20 protein-coding genes are annotated in these 22,075 nt (G+C 73.5%); 11 read left to right on the plus strand and 9 right to left on the minus strand.

Features of this window, described 5'->3' with window-relative positions; translation table 11 throughout:
• The first annotated feature begins 91 nt into the window (after positions 1–91).
• Positions 92–1,174 (plus strand): alkene reductase, encoded by a 1,083-nt coding sequence (locus EV383_RS26850; RefSeq protein WP_130292505.1) that lies wholly within the window; start codon positions 92–94, stop codon positions 1,172–1,174.
• A 63-nt stretch (positions 1,175–1,237) separates the two neighbouring features.
• On the opposite strand, the gene EV383_RS26855 is transcribed toward EV383_RS26850, so the two are convergent.
• Positions 1,238–1,960: a PIG-L deacetylase family protein gene (locus tag EV383_RS26855; RefSeq protein WP_130292506.1), complete on the minus strand. Its 723-nt coding sequence runs from the start codon at positions 1,958–1,960 to the stop codon at positions 1,238–1,240.
• 104 nt (positions 1,961–2,064) lie between these two features.
• Between EV383_RS26855 and EV383_RS26860 the strand changes: the two genes are divergently transcribed.
• From EV383_RS26860 to EV383_RS26870, 3 genes are all read left to right on the plus strand, one after another.
• Complete coding sequence (locus tag EV383_RS26860) at positions 2,065–3,426, plus strand: MFS transporter (RefSeq protein ID WP_130292507.1); 1,362 nt, start codon at positions 2,065–2,067, stop codon at positions 3,424–3,426.
• 138 nt (positions 3,427–3,564) lie between these two features.
• On the plus strand, positions 3,565–4,305 hold the full coding sequence (locus EV383_RS26865; protein ID WP_130292508.1) for a dienelactone hydrolase family protein: 741 nt from the start codon (positions 3,565–3,567) through the stop codon (positions 4,303–4,305).
• 96 nt (positions 4,306–4,401) lie between these two features.
• On the plus strand, positions 4,402–6,060 hold the full coding sequence (locus EV383_RS26870) for an ABC-F family ATP-binding cassette domain-containing protein (RefSeq protein WP_130292509.1): 1,659 nt from the start codon (positions 4,402–4,404) through the stop codon (positions 6,058–6,060).
• Between the two features lie 40 nt (positions 6,061–6,100).
• Here EV383_RS26870 and EV383_RS26875 read toward each other — a convergent pair whose 3' ends face one another.
• From EV383_RS26875 to EV383_RS26900, 6 genes are all read right to left on the minus strand, one after another.
• Positions 6,101–6,430: an adhesin gene (locus tag EV383_RS26875; protein ID WP_130292510.1), complete on the minus strand. Its 330-nt coding sequence runs from the start codon at positions 6,428–6,430 to the stop codon at positions 6,101–6,103.
• An 18-nt stretch (positions 6,431–6,448) separates the two neighbouring features.
• Complete coding sequence (locus EV383_RS26880; protein ID WP_130292511.1) at positions 6,449–7,270, minus strand: aldo/keto reductase; 822 nt, start codon at positions 7,268–7,270, stop codon at positions 6,449–6,451.
• Between the two features lie 80 nt (positions 7,271–7,350).
• Positions 7,351–8,199, minus strand: coding sequence for a patatin-like phospholipase family protein (locus EV383_RS26885; RefSeq protein ID WP_130292512.1), 849 nt, complete (start codon positions 8,197–8,199; stop codon positions 7,351–7,353).
• A 127-nt stretch (positions 8,200–8,326) separates the two neighbouring features.
• Entirely contained in the window at positions 8,327–11,203 is a 2,877-nt protein-coding gene (locus tag EV383_RS26890) for an FAD-binding and (Fe-S)-binding domain-containing protein (RefSeq protein ID WP_130295081.1), read from the minus strand.
• Positions 11,204–11,512: 309 nt separating this feature from the next.
• A complete protein-coding gene (locus EV383_RS26895) occupies positions 11,513–12,808 on the minus strand; it encodes a hydroxyacid-oxoacid transhydrogenase (protein WP_130292513.1) in 1,296 nt (431 codons plus the stop codon).
• Positions 12,809–13,551: 743 nt separating this feature from the next.
• A complete protein-coding gene (locus EV383_RS26900) occupies positions 13,552–14,157 on the minus strand; it encodes a hypothetical protein (RefSeq protein ID WP_130292514.1) in 606 nt (201 codons plus the stop codon).
• A 163-nt stretch (positions 14,158–14,320) separates the two neighbouring features.
• Between EV383_RS26900 and EV383_RS26905 the strand changes: the two genes are divergently transcribed.
• On the plus strand, positions 14,321–15,229 hold the full coding sequence (locus EV383_RS26905) for a 1,4-dihydroxy-2-naphthoyl-CoA synthase (RefSeq protein ID WP_130292515.1): 909 nt from the start codon (positions 14,321–14,323) through the stop codon (positions 15,227–15,229).
• A 17-nt stretch (positions 15,230–15,246) separates the two neighbouring features.
• Positions 15,247–16,092: a hypothetical protein gene (locus EV383_RS26910; protein WP_242623330.1), complete on the plus strand. Its 846-nt coding sequence runs from the start codon at positions 15,247–15,249 to the stop codon at positions 16,090–16,092.
• A 20-nt stretch (positions 16,093–16,112) separates the two neighbouring features.
• Here the strand turns inward: EV383_RS26910 and EV383_RS26915 are convergent, their stop codons facing one another.
• Positions 16,113–16,451, minus strand: coding sequence for a hypothetical protein (locus EV383_RS26915; protein ID WP_130292516.1), 339 nt, complete (start codon positions 16,449–16,451; stop codon positions 16,113–16,115).
• Positions 16,452–16,630: 179 nt separating this feature from the next.
• On the opposite strand from EV383_RS26915, the gene menE reads away from it, so the two are divergent.
• From menE to EV383_RS26925, 3 genes are all read left to right on the plus strand, one after another.
• Positions 16,631–17,830 (plus strand): o-succinylbenzoate--CoA ligase, encoded by a 1,200-nt coding sequence (gene menE, locus EV383_RS26920; protein WP_242623331.1) that lies wholly within the window; start codon positions 16,631–16,633, stop codon positions 17,828–17,830.
• A gap of 208 nt (positions 17,831–18,038) precedes the next feature.
• Positions 18,039–19,718 (plus strand): hypothetical protein, encoded by a 1,680-nt coding sequence (locus EV383_RS31465; protein ID WP_165438175.1) that lies wholly within the window; start codon positions 18,039–18,041, stop codon positions 19,716–19,718.
• A 382-nt stretch (positions 19,719–20,100) separates the two neighbouring features.
• Positions 20,101–20,982 (plus strand): 1,4-dihydroxy-2-naphthoate polyprenyltransferase, encoded by an 882-nt coding sequence (locus EV383_RS26925; protein ID WP_130292517.1) that lies wholly within the window; start codon positions 20,101–20,103, stop codon positions 20,980–20,982.
• Here EV383_RS26925 and EV383_RS26930 read toward each other — a convergent pair.
• On the minus strand, positions 20,938–21,300 hold the full coding sequence (locus EV383_RS26930; RefSeq protein ID WP_130292518.1) for a DUF4229 domain-containing protein: 363 nt from the start codon (positions 21,298–21,300) through the stop codon (positions 20,938–20,940). The genes EV383_RS26925 and EV383_RS26930 overlap by 45 nt on opposite strands.
• Positions 21,301–21,521: 221 nt before the next feature.
• Here EV383_RS26930 and EV383_RS26935 point away from each other — a divergent pair, with 221 nt between their 5' ends.
• Together EV383_RS26935 and EV383_RS26940 are read left to right on the plus strand one after the other, a co-directional pair.
• Positions 21,522–21,731 (plus strand): BldC family transcriptional regulator, encoded by a 210-nt coding sequence (locus EV383_RS26935; RefSeq protein WP_130292519.1) that lies wholly within the window; start codon positions 21,522–21,524, stop codon positions 21,729–21,731.
• A 91-nt stretch (positions 21,732–21,822) separates the two neighbouring features.
• On the plus strand, positions 21,823–22,053 hold the full coding sequence (locus EV383_RS26940) for a hypothetical protein (protein WP_130292520.1): 231 nt from the start codon (positions 21,823–21,825) through the stop codon (positions 22,051–22,053).
• Positions 22,054–22,075: the final 22 nt, after the last annotated feature.

Raw genomic sequence — 22,075 nt, forward strand, 5'->3', positions numbered from 1 at the left:
CGGGAAGGTCCCGCCGCCCACGGGTCGTTGAACCCTCACAGAAGTCGAGCGCGTCGATCCGCGCCCCGATCTACGAGAGGACGACCTCACCGTGAGCACCCCGCTCTCCCCCGACAGCCCGCTCCTGCGCCCGGAGACCGTCGGCGCCTGGTCGCTGGCGAACCGCGTGTGGCTCGCGCCGCTGACCCGCAACCGCGCCGACGCCGACGGCACCCCGAACGCGCTGCAGGCGGAGTACTACGCCCAGCGCGCCGGTGCCGGCCTGATCGTCAGCGAGGGCAGCCAGCCCTCCGCCGTCGGCCAGGGCTACCCGAACACCCCGGGCGTCTACAGCGACGCCCACAAGGCCGGCTGGGCCCGCGTCGCCGACGCCGTGCACGAGAAGGACGGCACGATCGTCGTGCAGCTGATGCACGCCGGTCGCATCTCGCACACCGACTCCAACGGCGGCGCCACGCCGGTCTCGTCGTCGGCCGTGCAGGCCGCGGGCCAGATCTTCACCGCGAACGGCATGCAGGACCACAGCACGCCGCGTGCCCTCGAGGCCGATGAGCTCCCCGGCGTCGCGCAGGAGTTCGCCCACGCCGCGAAGCTGGCCGTCGACGCCGGTATCGACGGCGTGGAGCTGCACGCCGCCAACGGCTACCTGCTGCACCAGTTCCAGGCCGACGGCGTGAACGCCCGCACCGACGCCTACGGCGGGTCCGCGGAGAACCGCGCCCGGTTCACCCTCGAGGTCGCGAAGGCCACCGTCGACGCCATCGGCGCCGACCGGGTCGGCATCCGGATCTCCCCCGGGCACCCGTTCAACGACATCACCGAGGACGACCTGTCGGTCTACGAGGTCCTCGTGTCCGGCCTGGCCGCGCTCGGCCTCGCCTACCTGCACGTGATCGCCGAGGCCGACGACCCGATCGTGGACAAGCTGCGCTCCGCGTGGCCGACGACGTTCGTGCTCAACACCGGCTTCGGGACCGACTCCGACCGCGACGTCCTGGCCGAGCTGATCGAGAACGGCACCACCGACGCCGTGGCGGTCGGCCGCCCGTTCCTGGCCAACCCGGACCTCGTCCGGCGCTGGACCCGGGGCGCCGAGCTCAACGAGCCGCAGCAGGAGACGTTCTACGGCGGCGGCGCCGAGGGCTACACCGACTACCCGGCCCTGCAGTCCTGATCCGGTTCGGCTGAACCGCACTCCCGCCCCGGCGACCGTCCAGGTCGCCGGGGCGGCGGCGTCTCAGAGCTCGATCAGCTCGAACGGCGTCGCCAGCTCCGCCCCGGGCAGTCGCGCCCCCGCCTCCGCGGCGCCGCCGCGCAGGAACGTCTCCGGGTCGGCCATGGCCCCGCCGAGGGCGTCGAGGTAGGCGCGGTGCGCGGCGAGCGAGGCGACCGCGCGGTCGAACGTCGCGGTGATGTCGACGGCGTGGCGGGCCTCCGGGGAGGCCGCGACGGCGACGGCGCGCACGCCGTCCCACGGCTCGCCGCCCACCCCCGGGAACAGCCACCGGTTCCCGGCGTCGCGCGCGGCGTCGATCACCGCCCGCCCGGTGTGCACGTGGTCGGCCATGTTCCGCCCGCCGCCGGGCCAGGTGTCGTGGTGGTTGCCCGTCACGAGCAGCTGCGGGCGGTGCCGGCGGATCGCCGCAGCGATGTCGCGGCGCAGGCCGGCCGAGTACTCGATCAGACCGTCCGGGTGGTCGAGGAACTCCACGACGTCCACCCCGACGGCCGCCGCGGCGGCCCGCTGCTCGGCCTCGCGGACCGGGCCGCACTCCGGCGGCGCCATCGTGTCGATGCCGGCCTCACCCCGCGTCACCAGCAGGTACGTCACCTCCCGGCCCTGCGCCGTCCACCGGGCGACGGCCCCGGAGCCGCCGTACTCCATGTCGTCCGGGTGGGCGACGACCACCAGGATCCGGTCGGCGTCCTCGGGCAGGGGTGCGTACGGCGCAGCGTCCATCCCCCGATCCTCGTGCCTGATTGCGTCCACACGGAACGGTGAATTCCGGACATCCAGGCCGTAGCGTGACCCACCGTCACAGCCGTCCGGCAGGGGGAGCCGTCATGTCCGAGGTACGGGGCGCGACCAGCCCGTCCGGTGCACCACCGGAACGCTCGTCGATCGTCAAGATCGTGTCCGCGTCGATGCTGGGCACGACCGTCGAGTGGTACGACTTCTTCCTCTACGGCGTCGCCGCCGCGATCGTGTTCCCGGCCGTGTTCTTCCCGGACGCGGACCCGACCGCGGGCACGCTGCTCTCGCTGGGCACGTTCGCGATCGGGTTCGTCGCCCGGCCGCTGGGCGGGCTCGTGTTCGGCCACTACGGCGACAAGATCGGCCGCAAGAAGCTGCTGGTCCTGAGCCTGCTCATGATGGGCGTCTCGACGTTCCTGATCGGCCTGCTCCCGGGCTACGCGACGATCGGGATCGCCGCACCGCTGCTGCTGGTGCTGCTGCGGCTGGTGCAGGGCTTCGCGCTCGGCGGCGAGTGGGGCGGCGCGGTGCTGATCGTCTCCGAGCACGGTGACCCGGCCCGGCGCGGGTTCTGGGCGAGCTGGCCGCAGGCCGGCGCACCGGCCGGGCAGCTGCTCGCGAACGGGCTGCTGGCCGTGATGGCGGTCGTGCAGAGCGAGGCGGCGTTCGAGTCCTGGGGCTGGCGGATCCCGTTCCTGCTCTCCGCGGTGCTGGTGCTGATCGGGCTGTACGTGCGCCTGTCGGTCGAGGAGTCGCCGGTGTTCCGCGACGCCCAGGCCCGCGCGGCCGAGCGGGCCGCGGCCGGCACGCGCGACGTGATGCCGATCCTGGACGTCCTGCGCCTGTACCCCCGCGAGGTCCTGACCGCGATGGGCGCGCGGTTCGCCGAGAACGTCGCCTACTACATCTTCACCATCGTCGTGAGCACGTACATGCAGGTGCGGTTCGGGCTGCCGACGTCGTTCGTGCTGGGTGCGGTGCTGATCGGGGCGGCGGTGCACATCGTGACGATCCCGATCTGGGGTGCGGTCTCGGACCGGGTCGGGCGGCGCCCGGTGTACCTGTTCGGCGCGGTCGGGATCGGGGCGTGGGCGTTCGCGTTCTTCGCCCTGCTCGACACGCAGAACTTCGCGCTGGTCGCGACCGCCGTCGTCGTCGGGCTGCTGTTCCACGGCGCGATGTACGGGCCGCAGGCGGCGTTCCTGTCCGAGCTGTTCGGCACGAAGGTGCGGTACTCCGGCGTCTCGATCGGCTACCAGCTCGCGTCGGTGCTGGCCGGCGGGCTGGCGCCGCTGATCGCGGCGTCGCTGCTCGCGGTGTACGGCAACGGCTACGCGATCGCGATCTACGTCGCGGCCTGCTCGGTGGTCACGATCGTCGCGGTGGCGACGTACTCGGAGACGCGGACCCGGCGCCTCGACGCCGACGACGCGCTGCCCCCGGCGCGGTAGCCCCGCCCGGTGGTCCCCTCCGGTGGTCCCCGCCCGGCGGACGGGCGACCCCGGCGGGTGCGCTGCGTCACGGGGGCGTAGAACGGGCCCTGCGATCACCCACGACCCCCGGGGTCACCGACGACGCAGGGAGCCGCCATGCCACGCACCGAGCTCACCATCCGCACCGACGACGGCGACGCCCCGGCGACGCTGCACACCCCCGACGGCGACGGCCCCTGGCCGGGCGTCCTGTTCTACGTCGACGCGGGCGGGGTCCGCGCCGCGATGCACGACATGGCCGCGCACCTGGCCGTCCTCGGCTACGCCGTCCTGGTGCCCGACGTCTACTACCGCCACGGCGACTGGGAACCGTTCGACCTGGCCACCGCGTTCACCGACCCGGACCAGCGCGCCCGCCTCGGCGACCTGATGTCCAGCCTGACCAGCGAGATCGTCGCCGTGGACGCCGAGTCCTACGTGACGGCCCTGCTGGAGCGTCCCGAGGTCGCCGGCACCGCGATCGGCACCACCGGCTACTGCATGGGCGGGGCGCTCTCGCTGCGCACGGCGGCGACCCAGCCCGAGCGCGTCGCCGCCGCGGCCTCGTTCCACGGCGGGAACCTCGCGAGCGACGCACCGGACAGCCCGCACCGCCTGGCCGACCGGATCCGCGCCACCGTCTACGTCGCGGGCGCCGAGAACGACGACTCGTTCCCGGCCGAGCAGTTCGAGCGCCTGGACCAGGCGCTGTCCGCCGCGGGCCTGACCTACACGCTGGAGACCTACCCGGCCGCGCACGGCTTCTCCGTGCCGGACAACCCCACCCACGACGACGAGGCCGAGCAGCGCCACTGGGACGCCCTGCAGCGCCTCTACGGCGCCGCGCTCGTCGGCTGACACCCCGGCTGACGCCGGCCCGTGCGCGGATATCGCTGCCCCGGCGACGATATCCGCGCACGACCGCCGGCGGCGGCCGGTAGCGTTCGGGACCTCATGAGCGCGACCCTGCACGCCACCGGACTGTCCACCGGCCACGGCGCACGAACCCTGTTCTCCGGTCTCGACCTGATCGTCGCGCCGGGCGACGTGATCGGGCTGGTCGGCGCGAACGGCGCCGGCAAGTCGACGCTGCTGCGCCTGCTGGCCGGTGAGCAGGCCCCGGACGAGGGCACCGTCGCCCTCGCCCCACCGGACGCGACGGTCGGGCACCTCCCGCAGGAGCCGGACCGCCGCCCGGGCGAGACGCTCGCCGCGTTCCTGGCCCGGCGCACCGGCGTCACCGACGCCCTGGCCGCGATGGACGCGGCCGCGCAGGACCTCACCGACGGTGCTCCCGGCGCGGACGACGCCTACGCCGTCGCCCTGGACCGCTGGCTCGCCCTCGGTGGCGCCGACCTCGACGAGCGCGCCGCGGAGATGCTCGCCGACCTCGGCCTCGGCGTCTCCCCGGACGCGGAGATGACCGGCCTGTCCGGCGGGCAGGCGGCCCGCGCCGGGCTGGCGGCGCTGCTGCTCTCGCGCTACGACCTGCTGCTGCTCGACGAGCCCACGAACGACCTCGACCTCGACGGCCTGGCCCGGCTCGAGGAGTTCGTGGGCGGCCTCGCCCGCGGCGGGTCGCGCGCCACCCCGGCCGTCGTCGTCAGCCACGACCGGGAGTTCCTGGCCCGCACCGTCAACCGCATCGTCGAGCTGGACCTGGCCCAGCAGCAGGTCGGGATCTACGACGGCGGCTACGAGGCCTACCTGACCGAGCGCGAGGTCGCCCGCCGGCACGCCCGCGAGGCCTACGACGAGTACGCCGACAAGCTCGGCGGCCTCAAGGAACGCGCGGTCATGCAGCGCAACTGGATGGCCCAGGGCGTCCGCAACGTCCGCCGTAAGGCCGGTTCGGAGCCGGACAAGAACATCAAGGCGATGCGCAAGGAGACCAGCGAGAAGCAGGCGTCGAAGGCCCGTCAGACGGAGAAGGCGATCGAGCGCCTGGAGGTCGTCGAGGAGCCCCGCAAGGAGTGGGAGCTGCAGATGACGATCGCGTCCGCGCCGCGCTCCGGCGCCGTGGCCGCACGGGCCGACAGCGCGGTCGTCCGGCGCGGGGACTTCGTGCTCGGCCCGGTGACCGCGCAGGTCGACTGGGCGGACCGGGTGGTGGTCACCGGCGCGAACGGCTCCGGCAAGTCGACGCTGCTCGGTGCGCTGCTGGGGCGGATCCCGACCGACTCCGGCTCGGCCGGGCTCGGCGCCGGGGTGCGGGTCGGGGAGATCGACCAGGCCCGCGGGGCGTTCCTCGGCTCGCAGACGCTGCTGCGCTCGTTCGGCACCGAGGTGCCGGACTGGCCCGAGTCCGAGGTGCGCACGCTCCTGGCGAAGTTCGCCCTGACCCGCGAGCAGGTGCTGCGCCCGGCCGCGTCGCTGTCACCGGGCGAGCGGACCCGCGCCGCACTGGCGCTGCTGCAGGCCCGCGAGGTGAACCTGCTGGTGCTCGACGAGCCGACGAACCACCTGGACCTGCCCGCGATCGAGCAGCTCGAACAGGCCGTCGAGTCGTTCGCCGGGACCGTCCTGCTGGTCACCCACGACCGCCGGATGCTGGACACCGTCCGCGCGACCCGGCGCTGGAACGTCGAACGCGGCGGGCTGACCGAGCTGTAACGCTCGACCGGCCCGCCGCGTCGCGTACGGGTTCTGCTGCTCAGGCCTTCGCGTCGGCCGCGCCGGGCTCGACCGCGTCCTCCTGGGACACGATGGCGAACCGCAGCTCGTCCTCGCCGTTCTCACCGGGGACGGCCTGCACGTCGAGCACCTTGTCGTCCAGGATCTGGGCGGCGGCGGGTTCGAGGAACACCGCCACACCCTCCCCGCGCAACACCGTGTCCTGCTCGTCGGCGGACTGCGCGAGCGCCAGCTCCAGGCCCTCCTCGGGCTGTGGAGCGGTGATCCGGAGGCCGCCGTCGTCCGGCAGCTCCGCCTCGGTGCTCAGCGACTTGATGGCTTCGGCCGCGTTCTCCGTGATTGCCAACATCTTCTCGACCGTAACAGCTCAGCCGAAGTCGTTCGGGTTGGGCCCGATCCGCGCATCGGCGTTCATGCGGTCGATCGAGGCGACGTCGTCGCCGGTCAGCTCGAAGTCGAAGATCTTGAAGTTCTCCTCGATCCGCGAGGGCGTGTTCGACTTCGGGAAGACGATGTTGCCGTGCTGGATGTGCCAGCGCAGCACGACCTGGGCCGGCGTCTTGCCGATCCGCTGCGCGATCGTCGCGATGGCCTCCTCCTCGAGCAGGCCCTTGCCCTGCCCGATCGGGCTCCACGCCTCGGTCGCGATGCCGTGGTTGGAGTTGTACTCGCGCAGCGCGGCCTGGATCAGGTGCGGGTGCACCTCGATCTGGTTGACCGACGGCACGGTCGAGGTCTCCTTGGCGAGACGGTCCAGGTGCTCGGGGTTGAAGTTCGAGACACCGATGGACCGGGTCTTGCCGGCCTTCTTCGCGTCCTCGAAGCCCTGCCAGGTCTCGACGTAGCGGTTCTGCGTCGGCTGCGGCCAGTGGATCAGGTAGAGGTCCACGTGCTCGAGGCCGAGCCGGTCGAGGCTCTCGTCGAGCTTCTTCGCGGCCAGGTCACGCGAGTGCCCGTCGTTGTTGAGCTTCGTGGTGACGAAGAGCTCGTCGCGGGGGATGCCGGAGTCGGCGATCGCCTTGCCGACACCCTCCTCGTTCTCGTACATCTGCGCGGTGTCGATGTGGCGGTAGCCGATGTCCAGGGCTGCCTTGACCTTCTCCGCAACCTGGCCGGGCTCGATCTGGAAGACACCGAATCCGAGCTGCGGGATCTCCACACCGTCGTTCAACTTGATCGTGGGAACCATGAAGAACGGTTACCCGGGCCCGGCCGGGGTCATGCGCCGCGACGGTGTCGGGAACCCGACGCGGGCGACGGGAATAGTGCTCAGTTCCAGACCGCGCGGACCTGCGCGGCCACCGCGGCCGCCTGGGCACGTCCCGCGCGGGCCGAGGGCGGGCGCTGCGCCGGGTCCAGGACGTTGCTCCCGAACGCCTTGCGCGCCGCCTCGTCCGGGCTGAGGAGCACGGCCTTCGACGACGCCGCGAGCGCCTCCACCTGGGTGCGCGGCTTGGCCATGGCCCCGAACCCGGACGTCAGCGGAGCCAGCACGACGACGCGCTCGTACCCGGCCGCGAGGTCGGCGTTCGCCATCGACCGGACGCCGCCGTCGACCCAGCGCGTGCCCAGGGCCGTCACCGGCGGCCAGACGCCCGGCACCGCGCAGCTCGCCGCGACGGCCTCGACCAGCGTCATGCCGGAGTCGCGGTCGAGGGCCCGGAACTCCCCGGTGTGGGCGTCCACGGCGGTCACCTGCAGGTCGCGGTCGGACGGCCAGACGGCGCCGCCGAGCCGTGACTCCATGATGTCGAGACGTTCCTGCTCGGGAACGGTGTCGGTCGCCAGCGCCATCCGCCCGATCCGGGCCCGGACCTGCTGCGCGCCCCGCGGGCCGAGCAGCGCCGCCCGCGCCATCCGCAGCGCGAGACCGCGCCCGGCGGACGCGGCGACCTCACCGGTGCCGGTGACCAGCTGCGTCGCGTAGAGCTCGTCGAGGTCGCGGCCGCAGGCCACGTTCGCCCCGACGGCCGACCCCGCCGACGTCCCGACCACCAGGTCGGCACGGGACAGGTCGACGCCCTGCTCGGCCAGGCCGGTCAGCATCCCGTACAACCACGCGATCCCGGTCAGCCCTCCGCCACCGAGCACCAGCGCACGTTCCCCGCGAGACGTCATGTCCCGCACTCTGGCACGTCCGGGCGGGCGCGCCCGCGTCGGTGTGCGCGGAACACCGACCGACCGATGATCACGGCGAGGGGAGCGGGACCGACCGACCAGGTCGGTCCCGCTCCCGCCGCGACGATCACGACCCCGGGCGCCCCGCTCCCCGCAGGACCCGGGCCGCGAGCTGGGCCAGGTGCACCGGCTCGCGCTCCCCGGCCTGGCGGACCTGGGTGCGGCAGGAGAAACCGTCGGCGAGCAGGTCGACCGACGGCTCGGCCGCGCGCACCGCGGGCAGCAGGACGCGCTCGGCGCAGGCCATCGAGACGTCGTAGTGCCCGTCCTCGAAGCCGAAGTTGCCGGCCAGCCCGCAGCACCCGGAGTCGAGCACGGTCGACTTCACACCCAGCGAGTCGAGCACCCCCCGGTCGGCCTCGGTGCCGAGCTCGGCGTGCTGGTGGCAGTGCACCTGCACCAGCACCTCCGGGTCCGGTGCGGAGTTGCGCCCGGCCGCGGCCGACAGCTCCTCGGTGTGCTCGGAGAGCAGCTCCGCGAACGTCCGGACGCCGGTCTTCAGCTTCCCGACCAGCGGGTCGTCCGGCAGCAGCTCGTGGGCGTCCGAGCGCAGCGCCGCGGTGCACGACGGCTCCAGCCCGACGACCGGGACCCCGGCGGAGAGCCACGGCTCGATCGTGCGCAGGCTGCGGCCGAGAACCTTCCGTGCGGCGCCCACCTGGCCGGTGGAGGTCCAGGTCAGACCGCAGCAGACGGCGCGCGGGGGCAGCTCGACGGTGTAGCCGAGCGCGGTGAGGGTGGCGACGGCGTCGTCGGCGATCACCGGGTCGAAGTGCTCGGTGAACGTGTCGGTCCACAGCAGCACCCGGCCGCGGCTGCCGGGCGCGATGCCCAGGTCCGGCACGATCGTGCCCTCGGAGTACCCGCGGGCACCGGCCCGGGCGGTGAACGTCTCCCGCGCGATCTCCGGGATGTCCCGCTCCTGGGTGATCCCGCCCAGCTTCTTCACCAGCGCGGAGAGCTTGGGGCGCTTCGCGAGCTTGTTGAGCCCGTCGACGGCCTTGGCCGGCAGCGCGCCGACCATCCACAGCCACAGCGGCAGCGCACCCATCGAGTAGTGCGTGACCGGACGGATCCTCCCCTTGAACCTCTGGGCCAGGAACTCGGTCTTGTAGGAGGCCATGTCGACCCCGACCGGGCAGTCGGACTTGCAGCCCTTGCAGGACAGGCACAGGTCGAGCGACTCGGCGACCTCGTCGGACTGCCAGCCGTCCTTGATGATCTCGCCGTTGGCCATCTCGAACAGCAGCCGGGCGCGCCCGCGGGTGGAGTGCTTCTCCTCCTTGGTGACGTTGAAGCTCGGGCACATCACCCCGCTGCCCTCGATCGCGCACTTGCCGACGCCCAGGCAGCGGCGGGTGGCGCGGGTGAAGCTGCCGCGGTCGTCGGCGAAGGCGAGCATCGGCTTGTCGGTCATCGTCGGCATCCCGACGAAGACGCGCAGGTTCTCGTCCATCGTCGCCGGGCGCACGACGCGGCCCGGGTTCATCTTCTCGTCCGGGTCCCAGATCGCCTTGAAGTCGGAGAACCCGGCGATGATCTCCGGCGGGTACATCCGCGGCAGCAGCTCGGCACGGGCCTGGCCGTCGCCGTGCTCGCCGGACAGCGACCCGCCGTGCGCGACGACGAGGTCGGCGGCGTCGATCATGAATTGGCGGAAGTTCGCGATGCCCGGCTGCGAGAGCAGGTCGAAGTCGATCCGGACGTGCAGGCAGCCGTCGCCGAAGTGCCCGTAGTAGACGCCGCGGCGGCCGTGGCGCTCCAGGACCTTGTCGAACTCGCGCAGGTAGGAGCCGAAACGCTCCGGCGGGACCGCGGAGTCCTCCCAGCCCGGCCACGCCTCGCCACCGTCCGGGGACCGGGTGACGACGCCGGCGCCCTCCTCGCGGATCCGCCAGAGCTGCGCCATCTGCGACGGCTCGGACACCACGATGTGCGAGACCGTGTAGGCCTTCATCGCGGTCGCGACGGTCTCCGCGGCGGCCGTGGCCTCGGCGCGGGTCTCGCCGCCGACCTCCACGTAGAGCCAGCCCTTGCCCTCGGGCAGCATCCGGCTCGTGGTCTCGGTGGGGCGCTGGGCGCGCAGGGCCGCGATCAGCCCGGCGTCCATGCCCTCGATCGTCAGCGGTCCCTGGCCGTTCGGGCCCCGCTGCTCGCGCACGACCATCACGTTGTCCGCGGCCGCGTAGGCGTCCGGGAAGCCGAGGACGGCCAGCGCGCGGGCGGGCGGGGAGTCGACGAGGTCGACGGTCGCCTCGAGGATCGTGGCGCAGGTGCCCTCGGTGCCGACCAGGGCCTTGGCCAGGTTCCAGCCGGCCTCGGGCAGGAGCTGGTCGAGGTTGTAGCCCGACACCCGCCGGGTCAGGTCGGGGTAGCCGCGGATGTCGTCGCCGAGACGCTCGCCGAGCGCGCGCAGCGCCTGCGGGATCCGGCCCTCACCGGGGGTGTTCGGGCCGACGACGAGCCGCTCGCCGCGGTAGGTCAGCACGTCGAGCTCGCGGACGTTGTCGACGGTCTTGCCCCACGCCACCGAGTGCGACCCGCAGGCGTTGTTGCCGATCATCCCGCCGATCGTGCAGCGGTTGTGCGTGGACGGGTCCGGGCCGAACGTCAGCCCGTGCGGCTTGCCCGCGTCGCGTACGGCGTCGCAGACCACGCCGGGCTGCACCCGCGCCGACTTCTTCTCCGGATCGACCTCGATGATCTTGTTGAGGTGCGTGCGCAGGTCCATCGCGACCGCGACGTTCACCGACTGCCCGGCGATCGAGGTGCGCGACCCCAGCGGGAGCACCGGCACGTCGTGCTCGCGGCAGACGGCCATCGCGGCCTCGACGTCGGCGGCGTCGCGCGGGGAGACGACACCGATCGGGATGCCGCGGTAGTTCGAGGCGTCGGCCGACCACATGGCACGGCTGCCCGCGTCGAACCGCACGGCGCCGCCCATCGCGGCCCGCAGGTCGTCCGCGAGCGCGGCGCTCGCCTCGGGGGTGATGCCGTCGGTGGTGGTCGTCTCGCGTGCGCTGTCCAGGCTCAACAGATCTCCTCTCGCCCGCCGCGACGCTACATAGCGATACCGGCCGACGCCGGTCACGCCCCACGGTCGGACGTGTCGGATGCAGCACTCACCCCGCCGGAGCGCACCGTGCACGCGGGCGCGCACCCCGTGCGACACGCGCCGGCCGGCTCGGTGCGCGTTCGCATGCGGAGTGCGCGTCGAGCCGGCCGGATGGTGCGAGAAGTCAGAGGCGGGGGGTCACCAGTTCTCGATGGACTTGGTGAGGATGTCGGCGATGTCGTCCTCGGTCGGGGGCTTCGGGCAGGTGGCCAGCAGGCGCTGCTGCTTCATCGTGCCGGGGACCAGGTCCGGGACGTCGGCCTCGGTGTAGCCGACGCCGCCGATGCCGTTGGGGATGTCGATGTCGCGCATCAGCGAGATCAGGACGGCCGGCAGCTGCTCGCGCTGGTCGTTGAGCTTGTCCGCGCGCGGGTCCATCAGCTCGGCCGCCTTGAGGTGACGGTCCGGGGCGGACTCGAAGGAGAACCGGAAGGCCTCCGGAGCGGTCAGCGACACCGACATGCCGTGCGGGACCATCGGCTCGTCCTGCGGGTACCCGGCCGGACGGAAGTCCTTGACCATGCCCGCGATCGGGTAGGCGTTGGCGTGCGGGATGTGCACGCCGGAGTTGCCGAAGCCCATCCCGGCGAACGTCGCGGCCATCATCATGTTCGACCGGGCCTCGAGGTCGTCGGCTCCGCGGTGCACGGCGTCCCGGAACGACTGCGCGAGCAGCGACATCGCCTTCTCGCACCACAGGTCCGAGACCGGGTTCGAGCCGCAGTAGGTGACCCGCTCCTCGGGCTTCTTGCGGTCGAAGCTGGTGTACCAGCGCGCGGTGTAGGACTCCACGGCGTGGCAGACGATGTCCATTCCGGACGCCGCGGTGACCTCCGGCGGCAGCGACATCGTCAGCAGCGGGTCGATCACGGCCAGGGTCGGGCGCAGCCGCCAGTGGCTGATCCCGGTCTTGACCTTCATCGACAGGATGTCCAGCACGCACATCGCGGTGGACTCCGAGCCGGTGCCGGCCGTCGTCGGGACGGCGATCAGCGGCTTGAGCTGGCCCTCCGGGACCTTCGCGTTGCCGATCGGCTTGTTGATGTAGTCCATCAGCTCGCCGGGCCCACTGGTCAGCAGGTTGATCGCCTTCGCGGTGTCGATCGCCGACCCGCCGCCGACCGCGACGAACCCGTCCCACGGGCCCTGCGCACGGGCGTACTCGGTGGCCTTGATCATCGAGTCGTCGGTCGGCTCGACGTGCACGCCGTCGAAGATCTCCGAGCTCACACCGTGCTGCGACAGCGAGTCGGCGATCCGCTCCGGCGCGCCGATCGCGTGGATTCCCGGGTCGGTGACGATCAGGACGCGCTTGGCGCCGTAACCGGCCATCTCGAAGCCGATCTCGTCGACGGCTCCGGCTCCGAACTTCAGGGGCGGGGCACCCCAGGTGAAGATCGTCTCTTCGGTCAGGTTCACGTCGGGGATGGTCATGATGGGCAGAACCTCCGGGGATGGGTCCGACACGGCTGCGGGTGGAACACCTGGGGCCGAGTCTGTCCGACACATCGGGGTTCGCGCATGTGCTGATCTCGTGAACGCCCGCATCGGCCGCCGGCCCGCCGGCCCCGAGGGGACTCTTCGGGACTCCCCGAGCCGCGAGGGGACCCCTTGAGACGTCGGACGGCCGCCGGGCCGGGCCGAGCCGGGAGCGTGCCGGGCGACGGAGCCAGCGGCGAGGGAACCCCTTGGGACGCCCGGAGCTACGAGGGGACCCCTTGGACGTGCGGCGGGCGGGCCGGAGCTATGAGGGGACCCCTTGAGACGTGGGGCGGGCGGGCCGGGGCTCGAACCCGATGGCCAGGCCCCGGGACGCCCGGGGCTGCGAGGGGCCCCTTCAGGACTCCACGAGCCGCGAGGGGACCCCTTGGAACCTCGGACGGCCGGCGGGCCGGGCCGGGAACCCGCACCGTGCCGGGCGACGGAGCCGGCGGCGAGGGGACCCCGCGGGACGCCCGCGGCCGCGAGGGGACCCCTTGGGACGCCCGACGGTCGCCGGGCCGGGCCGGGCCGGGAGCCGGCACCGTGCCGGGCGGCGGAGCCGGCGAGGGGACCCCTCGGGGCTTCCGGAGCTACGAGGGGACCCCTTGAGACGTGGGGCGGGCGGGCCGGGGCTCGAACCCGAGGGCGAGGCCTCGGGACGCCGGGGCTGCGAGGGGACCCTTCGGGACGTCGGGTTACGCCGTGCGGACGGGGTCCGGGGTGGGGGCGTGGACGGGGCGCGGGGTGGCCGGGCGGCTCCACTCGACCAGGCCGGCGCCGATCCCGGTGGCGGCCATGGCGAGGACCCCGTCCGGCCAGAAGATGTGCGAGGTGATGAACGGGATCGCGGCGCCGATCAGCAGCACCGACCCCGGCAGCGCCCACCACCCGGCCCGTCGCAGCATCAGGCCGGCCACGGCGACCGTCGCCACCAGGTAGGCGCCGGTACCGACGTAGCTCAGCTGGTCCCCGATCCGGATCAGCTCGATGATCGACTGCTGGCCGCGCTTCTCGGTGTCGAGCACCAGTCCTGCGCCGATCCCGGCCAGGCAGTCCAGCGCGGTGTAGAAGCAGCCGAACAGGTACGCGCCGATCTTGCCGATCCACGCGACCACGCCCCGCTCCTGGCGCAGCAGCACCCACAACGCGACCCCGAGCAGCGGGAACACCGGGACCAGCGGGACGTGCATGGTCCACCACATGTTCGCGGTGGCGACGTCGAGACCGGTCGGGTGGTGGTAGCCGAGCGCGGCCAGCAGCAGACCGGGGAAGGCGACGACGGCCACGAGAACCCAGCGCATGACACTCCTTCGCGATCCGGCGCGGGAATCGCCTGCACCGGGAGGAAACGGACGGCGTCGGCCACCCGCCCGGGATCCTCCCGGACGCCACGGACGGGCCCGATCCGGCCCCGTCCCGGCGACCTCCGCTCGCCCGCCCGCGGCGCGTGCCTACTCTGACGACATGTCCGACACCGTGTCCGAACTGTTCGACCCGCAGGCCTGGAAGAAGGTCGAGGGCTTCGACTTCGCCGACATCACCTACCACCGCGCGGTCGACACCGGCGCGGTGCGGATCGCGTTCGACCGGCCCGAGGTGCGCAACGCGTTCCGCCCCGGCACCGTCGACGAGCTCTACACCGCCCTCGAGCACGCCCGGACCAGCCCGGACGTCGGCTGCGTGCTGCTCACCGGCAACGGCCCGTCCCCGCGCGACGGCGGGTGGGCGTTCTGCTCCGGCGGCGACCAGCGCATCCGTGGACGCTCGGGCTACCAGTACGCCGACGGCGACACCGCCGACACCGTGCAGGCCGGGCGCGCCGGGCGGCTGCACATCCTGGAGTGCCAGCGCCTCATCCGGTTCATGCCCAAGATCGTGATCGCGGTCGTGCCGGGCTGGGCGGCCGGCGGCGGGCACTCGCTGCACGCCGTCGCGGACCTGACCCTGGCCAGCTCCGAGCACGCCCGCTTCAAGCAGACCGACGCCGACGTCGGGTCCTTCGACGGCGGCTACGGCTCGGCCTACCTCGCCCGGCAGGTCGGGCAGAAGTTCGCCCGGGAGATCTTCTTCCTGGGCCGGACCTACACCGCGGCGCAGATGCACGACATGGGAGCGGTGAACGCCGTCGTCCCGCACCGGGAGCTGGAGGCGACCGCCCTGCAGTGGGCGCGCGAGGTCAACGGCAAGTCCCCCACCGCGCAGCGGATGCTCAAGTACTCGTTCAACCTGATCGACGACGGCCTGGTCGGCCAGCAGCTCTTCGCCGGCGAGGCGACGCGCCTGGCCTACGCCGCCGACGAGGCCGTCGAGGGCCGTGACGCGTTCCTGGAGAAGCGGGAGCCGGACTGGGCGCCCTACCCCTGGCACTACTGAGCCCATGAGTCACCGCCATGAGTCGTAGGGAGCCGCCGACCGTCCGCTACCGGAGCGCGCCGCCGGGCCGGGTCCGGGTGCGGCGGCCGTGGCGCGGCCCGGTGCTGACGCTGGTGCTCCTGCTGGCCGTCGTCACCGGGGTCTACGTGCTCGTGCAGAACATCCCGGGCACGCCGGGGTGCACGGTGACCGGTGGTGCTCGCGAGGTGAGCCTGAGCGTCGAGCAGGCCGGCAACGCGGCCACGATCGCCGGCGTCGGGGCGGCGATGGGGATGCCCGACCACGCCGTCACGGTGGCGCTGGCGACCGTGCTGCAGGAGTCGGGACTGCGGAACCTCCCGGGCGGGGACCGGGACTCGGCGGGGCTGTTCCAGCAACGGCCCAGCCAGGGGTGGGGGACCTACGAGCAGGTCACCGACCCGGTGTACGCCTCCCAGGCGTTCTACCGGAAGCTCCGCACCGAGCCCGAGTGGCCGACACTCGACGTCGCCGAGGCGGCGCAGCTGATCCAGCGCTCGTTCGACGGGAGTCTCTACGCGCAGTGGGAGCCGCAGGCCGCGACGATGGCGGCGGCCCTGACCGGGCGGAACGGTCCGGCGCTGACCTGCCACGACCTGGCGGCGGCGACGGCACCGGAGGACGTCGCGACGGTGGCCGCGCGCGAGCTCGGCACGTCGGTGCTGAGCGGCCCGCAGGACGGGGTGCGGGGCTGGGAGATCGCGAACTGGCTGGTCGCGCACGCGGCGCGGTTCGGGTTGGAGCGGGTGACGTTCGACGGGTGGAGCTGGACGGCGGAGTCGGGCGAGTGGGCCTCGACCGGGCCGGAGGACGGGCGTCTGTCGCTGCAGCGCGCCGTCGGGTAGTCGCTCAGGCGGGCAGGTGCTCAGGCGGCGGACTCGGCCGCGCTCGGGGTGCGCTGGGCCGGGATCGCGCGCAGCAGCTGCGACGGCGGGTCGAACGCCAGCGCCGCCAGGTCGCCGGCCAGCGACGGGCTCGGGCGGTCGATCGGGGTGGGGCGGGCGATCCGGCGGGCCCGGGCCTCGACGCTCGGGGCTCCGGTCGGGTTCGCGCAGCGCGCGGTGCGCGGACGCGGCAGGTTCGGGGCGAAGAGACCCTCCGGCGCGACGACCGGGATGCGGTCGGTCGGGTCGTCGGAGAACGGCGTGGGCTCGGCCGGGCGGGGCGCCTGCGGACGGGGGGCCTGCGGCTCGGTGGCGCTCATCGAGTACTCCTCGTGGTGAAGTGGTTGCCGGGGGTGACTGACCCGTATGTCGCCGGGCACGCGTCCGGTGTTAGACCAGCTGCCTCTTGATCCCTAGATATGAGTAATTCGGCGAGTGGCAGAGTGGGGCCGGACGGAGCAGGACACGGCCCCTGAACAGGGGTGGAGGAGGAACGACCGTGACCGAACGGACGCTGCGGGTCGTCCCCGTGGACGGGTCCGGCCCGTCGGTGGCCGATCTGACGGAGGCTCTGGACGCCGCGGTCTCCGGTGCCGGTCCCGCCGTGCTGCCCGTGTCGGCCACGGCCGTGGTCACCCCTCCGGTGACGACCGTGGACCCCGGCGTCGCCGTCGTCGTCGCGACCTCGGGGTCCACCGGCGAGCCGAAGTACGTGGCCCTGACCGCCGACGCCCTGCGCGCCTCGGCGCGGGCCACCGAGGCGCGTCTCGGCGGGCCCGGGCGCTGGTTGCTGACGCTTCCCGCCGAGCACGTCGCCGGGATCCAGGTACTGCTGCGCGCCGTCCTCGCCGGGGGTGAGCCGATCGTGCAGGACGTCCGCGACGGCTTCCGGCCGGCCGGGTTCGCCCGGGCCACCGGACGGTTCCCGCACGGGGCGCGGCGCTACACCAGCCTCGTCCCGACCCAGCTCGCCCGGATCCTCGACGACGGTGGTGCCGCCCGCTACGCCCTCGGCGGCTACAGCGCGGTGCTGGTCGGCGGCGCGGCCCTGGACGCCGGTCTGGCCGCGCGGGCGCGGGAGGCCGGCATCGCCGTCGTCACGACCTACGGCATGAGCGAGACGTGCGGGGGCTGCGTCTACGACGGTGTCCCGCTGGACGGCGTGACGGTCGCGGTCGAGCCCACCGGTGCCGACCCGGACACCGGACGGGTGCTGCTCGGCGGACCGACGCTGGCCGACGGTTACCTCGCCGCCCCGGCCGCGGACGCCGGCGCGTTCGACGGCGGGGTGTTCCGCACCGGCGACCTGGGACGGTGGCGCGACGGGCGCCTGACCGTGCTCGGCCGGGTCGACGACATGGTCAACACCGGCGGGGAGAAGGTCGCCCCGGCCGCGGTGGAGCGGGCGCTGCTCGCCGTCCCCGGGGTGCGCGGGGCGTGTGCGGTCGGGCTGCCGGACCCGGAGTGGGGACAGATCGTCGCCGCGATGGTGGTCACCGACGGCCCCGGCTCCGACAGCCCTGGCTCCGACGGCCCCGCCCCCGACGACGACGTGCTGCGGGCCGCGGTGCGTGACGCCGAGGGCCGGGCCGCCGTCCCGCGGGTGCTGGTGCGGGCCGCCGAGATCCCGGAGCGCGGGATCGGCAAGCCCGACCGGGCGACCGTCGCCCGCGTCCTGGAGGGCGTCCGCACCACCTGATCGCGTTGCGCACACGCCCTGCGACCGATTGTGAGGCATCCGGCCTACCCGAACCGGTGAGAGCCCCGTACACCCCTTGGTGGCCGTCACGCTGCGTTGATTGCCAACTACATCTGGATGAGGTCTGCTGCGACCACTGGCGACACAGGAACACCTGTCGTCACACGAGTCACACCAACCCCCGGGGGTAGCGAGGATGCGGACCAGAATGCGGGCCGGACTGCGCGGAGTCGGCCTGCTCGCCGTGACCGGCGCGCTGGTGGCAGCGGCGGTCTCGCCGGCGTCGGCGGCCGAGTCGGCGACCTGGCAGCCGGACCTGTCCGCAGGCGAGGGTACCGGCGTCGTCGTCGTGGACGGGACGGCGCGCTTCGACGCGGACACCGCCGTCGGAGCACCCGCCGAGGACCCGTCGGAGGCGGGAGAGGCGACCCCGGGAGACGCGACGGAGTCCTCGGCCGACCCGGCCGAGATCGTCCCGACCGGGCTGCTGACGCTGCCGTCGCGGCCGCTGGACCGTCCGACCACCGAGGTCGACTCGACGCTCGTCACCGACGCCGCGCCCGGCTCCACCGCGGGCATCGACGTCCGCGGCAAGCGTGCCGACGGCGGCTGGACCGAGTGGATCCCGGCCACCCCCGGCGACGCGCCCGGCAGCGGACGGACCGAGCTTCCCCGCGCCGTCGACGAGGTGCAGGGCCGGATCGTGCTCACCTCCACCGGCGGCACCCCGCCCACCGTGCGCGGAGTGACGCTGTCGGCCGCTCCGGCGTCGGAGTCCGAGGCCGAGTCGGATCCGATGACCGAGGCCGGGCCGCGCAGCTACTCGGTGTTCGCCACCCGCGAGGGCCTGGTCGGCGGCACCACCGCGAACGGGCACAAGATCGCGAACCGGGACCGGTTCGTGGCCCTGCCCTCGCGGCGTGCACTGTCCCCCAACGGCAAGAGCGACTACTCGGTGAAGGTCTGCGCCCCGAACAAGCGGTGTGCGTTCGCGCCGGTCTGGGACATCGGCCCCTGGAACACCCAGGACGACTACTGGAACCCCTCGCCCGAGCGTCAGCGGTTCAAGGACCTGCCCCAGGGCGTCCCGCAGGCGCAGGCGGCGTTCCGCAACGGCCACAACGGCGGCAAGGACCAGTTCGGCCGCAGGCCCGCCAACCCGGCCGGCATCGACCTCGGCGACGGCATCTTCTGGGACGCGCTCGGGCTCAAGGACAACTCCCAGGTGCAGGTGGACTACCTGTGGACGGGGTCGGTGAGGCTCTCGACGGTCAGCACGGAGGGCTCCGAGGACGAGGTCGACGTGCACGCGTCCCCGGACGCCGGGTCGCCGGTCGTCGGGATCGCCGCGGACAGCGCCGACGTGCCGGTGGAGTGCACGCAGGGCACGGGCGAGCAGGCCTGGCTGCGGATCGGTGAGGGGCAGTACATCCCGGCGAACGCGGTCGAGTCGGCGCCCACGGACGTCCCGGCCTGCGGGCCCGCCGCTCCGGCCGACTCCCCCGCCACCCTGGCCGCTCCGTCCGCTCCGTCCGCTCCGGGAGACAAGGCCGGGGACGCCGTCGCGACCGACCCGCCCGCCGACAGCGCCGGTGAGAGCGCCGGTGAGAAGGCCGCGGACAAGGCGGGCGCGGCGCAGAAGGCCACCGGGCCCGCCACCGACCCGACGCCCGGACCGGCCGACAAGACGACGCAGAAGTCGACGACCTCCGACGCCCCGGGCACCGGCACCTCCACCGCCGACGACCCGACGACGTCGGCCCCGGCAGAGGCCCCCGGCCCGGCATCGCCGACGGCACCGGCCGCACCCACCGACGCGGGCACCCGCCAGGCCGCGACCCCCGGAACCGGGGCGGCACAACGCGCCCCGTCCGTAGCGACCCCCTGACCCGTCCCCCCCGGGCGTCACCCCGCGGGCGCCACCTCCGGCCGGTCGGAGCACCGACCGGCCGGGACAGGACGGCGTCGCCTTCCACGGGCCCGGTCCGTCGGCGGGACCGTCCGTTCGACGCCGAGCGTCACGACATGGCGACCGCGGCCGCCGAAACGTGACGCCCGATGATGTCACGTTCGCCGTGGAGGATCGGGTGTCACGAAACGGCGGGCCCCACCGCCGGAACGTGACGCTCGGCGAGGCACGGCCACCGGGGGCACGGCCGGAGCGAGGCGGTGATCACCCGGTTCGTGCGAAGAGCTGCACGGGTGCAGGGATCCGCGTTGTTGCCGATCATGGGGCGGCGCAGGGCCCCGGGGGCGGATAGGTTCTCCCCGTGGCCACCGTGACGGAATGGGTCGAGGGAGCGCGTCCACGCACCCTGCCCACCGCGATCTCCCCCGTCCTCGTCGGTACCGGCGCCGCGATCGGAGCGGGGGTGGTCGCACCCGGCTCCGCACTGCTGGCCCTGGTGGTCGCGATCGCCCTGGTGATCGGCGTCAACTTCGCCAACGACTACTCCGACGGCATCCGCGGCACCGACGACGAGCGCGTCGGCCCGTTGCGGCTCGTCGGGTCCCGGGCGGCGGAGCCGAAAACGGTCAAGGCGGCGGCGTTCGCGTGCTTCGGTGTGGCCGCGCTGGCCGGCCTGGTGCTGGTCGCGGTGTCCGGTCAGTGGTGGCTGATCGTCGTCGGGGCGTTGTGCATCGTCGGGGCCTGGTACTACACCGGGGGCAGCCGGCCCTACGGCTACGCCGGGCTCGGCGAGGTCGCCGTGTTCGTGTTCTTCGGCCCGGTCGCCGTGCTGGGCACCGCGCTGACCCAGAGCGGCACGATCGGCACCGGAGCCCTGATCGGTGCGGTCGGCGCGGGCACCCTGACGTGCGCGGTGCTCGTGGCGAACAACCTGCGCGACATCCCGACCGACCGCGTCTCCGGCAAGCGGACGCTGGCCGTCGTGCTCGGCGACCGCGGCACGCGGGTGCTCTACCTCGTGCTGGTCGGGCTGCCGTTCCTGATCACGATCGGCGCGGCGTTCGACCGGCCCGCCCTGCTCTGCGCACTGCTGGCCCTGCCGCTGGCGCTGCGTCCGCTGCGACGGGTGCTCGGCGGGGCCGGCGGGATGGAGCTGATCCCCGTGCTGCGCGACACCGGGTTCCTGCTGCTGGCCTGGTCAGCCGCGACGGCCGTCGGTCTCGCCGTCGCCGGCCTGGGCTGAGTCCGGCGGCGCCTGCTCGCCGCGCAGCTGCGCGCGCAGCGACTCCCGCTCGGCCCCGCGGCTCGCGGTCCGGACGGCGATCGCCCGGTCCAGCCGTGCCCGCAGCCCCCGGAACAGGACCATCGACAGCGGCAGCGCCACGATCAGGCCGATCAGCAGGCCCAGCAGGAGCGGCACCCCGGCCAGCGCCAGCAGGCCCGCCACGACGGCGACGAGGGCGATCCGGGCCAGCGCGTACAGCGCCACGGTCGCGGCCAGACCCGGTTCCCGCCCACGCTGGCCCGCGGCGGTGGAGGATGGTGGGGTCGGTGCGGTCATGGCTCCGAGCCTACGTCCCGGCACCGGCGGACGGACGTCGTACGGTGGCCCGCAGCTACGGAGCGGCCGCGCCCGGCGTGTCACGACTCGTCCGATTCCGCCGACTCGCGCGTTTTGCCCTTTAAGAACCCTTTACCTCCGGACAACCGTTCGAGTACCTGGGGTCTGAGGTGTCACGATGGCCCGGAACACGACGAGCGTGACCCTTTCGGGAGGACGACATGGCAGCTCCGACACAGGCACCAGAGCGACTGCTGACCCCGGGCGAGGTCGCGACCCTGTTCCGGGTGGACCCCAAGACCGTGACCCGGTGGGCCTCGGCCGGCCGGATCGGCTCGATCCGCACGCCGGGCGGCCACCGCCGCTTCCGCGAGTCCGAGGTGCGCGGCCTGCTCGCGGACCTGACCAGTGAGGCGACGCTCGCCCACTGACGCGAGCCCCCGTCCCACCGGGTGACGTGGTCACCGCACTTCACCCGGGTATCAGGCCACCTCCGCTACTGTTGGCAGCGGAGGTGGCCTGATGCTTTTCCTGTTCGTGTTGCTCGGTGCCGCGGTCTTCGCAGTCGTTCTGTGGAGGACGCTGAAGGCCGAGCAGATGGTGTCCGACCCCTCGCAGACCCCGGAGACGCCCTGGAGCGCCGGGACGCGTCCCGCCAGGCCGCGGGCGAGCGGGCCGGACGACGACCCCGAGTTCCTCAAGCAGCTCGACGAGAAGGTCCGTGGCCAGGAGGATCCGCCCGCCACGACGTGACGTGGATCTCCTCCCCCGCCCC

The organism is Pseudonocardia sediminis (assembly GCF_004217185.1).
GTDB classification, from domain to species: Bacteria; Actinomycetota; Actinomycetes; order Mycobacteriales; family Pseudonocardiaceae; genus Pseudonocardia; species Pseudonocardia sediminis.

Bases quoted from the DNA above. Each gene is read 5' to 3' on its own strand.
- EV383_RS26855 (WP_130292506.1), bottom strand. From the start codon at position 1,960: ATGGACGCTGCGCCGTACGCACCCCTGCCCGAGGACGCCGACCGGATC.
- EV383_RS26860 (WP_130292507.1), top strand. From the start codon at position 2,065: ATGTCCGAGGTACGGGGCGCGACCAGCCCGTCCGGTGCACCACCGGAA.
- EV383_RS26865 (WP_130292508.1), top strand. From the start codon at position 3,565: ATGCCACGCACCGAGCTCACCATCCGCACCGACGACGGCGACGCCCCG.
- EV383_RS26870 (WP_130292509.1), top strand. From the start codon at position 4,402: ATGAGCGCGACCCTGCACGCCACCGGACTGTCCACCGGCCACGGCGCA.
- EV383_RS26875 (WP_130292510.1), bottom strand. From the start codon at position 6,430: ATGTTGGCAATCACGGAGAACGCGGCCGAAGCCATCAAGTCGCTGAGC.
- EV383_RS26880 (WP_130292511.1), bottom strand. From the start codon at position 7,270: ATGGTTCCCACGATCAAGTTGAACGACGGTGTGGAGATCCCGCAGCTC.
- EV383_RS26885 (WP_130292512.1), bottom strand. From the start codon at position 8,199: ATGACGTCTCGCGGGGAACGTGCGCTGGTGCTCGGTGGCGGAGGGCTG.
- EV383_RS26890 (WP_130295081.1), bottom strand. From the start codon at position 11,203: ATGGGCGGCGCCGTGCGGTTCGACGCGGGCAGCCGTGCCATGTGGTCG.
- EV383_RS26895 (WP_130292513.1), bottom strand. From the start codon at position 12,808: ATGACCATCCCCGACGTGAACCTGACCGAAGAGACGATCTTCACCTGG.
- EV383_RS26900 (WP_130292514.1), bottom strand. From the start codon at position 14,157: ATGCGCTGGGTTCTCGTGGCCGTCGTCGCCTTCCCCGGTCTGCTGCTG.
- EV383_RS26905 (WP_130292515.1), top strand. From the start codon at position 14,321: ATGTCCGACACCGTGTCCGAACTGTTCGACCCGCAGGCCTGGAAGAAG.
- EV383_RS26910 (WP_242623330.1), top strand. From the start codon at position 15,247: ATGAGTCGTAGGGAGCCGCCGACCGTCCGCTACCGGAGCGCGCCGCCG.
- EV383_RS26915 (WP_130292516.1), bottom strand. From the start codon at position 16,451: ATGAGCGCCACCGAGCCGCAGGCCCCCCGTCCGCAGGCGCCCCGCCCG.
- EV383_RS31465 (WP_165438175.1), top strand. From the start codon at position 18,039: ATGCGGGCCGGACTGCGCGGAGTCGGCCTGCTCGCCGTGACCGGCGCG.
- EV383_RS26930 (WP_130292518.1), bottom strand. From the start codon at position 21,300: ATGACCGCACCGACCCCACCATCCTCCACCGCCGCGGGCCAGCGTGGG.
- EV383_RS26935 (WP_130292519.1), top strand. From the start codon at position 21,522: ATGGCAGCTCCGACACAGGCACCAGAGCGACTGCTGACCCCGGGCGAG.
- EV383_RS26940 (WP_130292520.1), top strand. From the start codon at position 21,823: ATGCTTTTCCTGTTCGTGTTGCTCGGTGCCGCGGTCTTCGCAGTCGTT.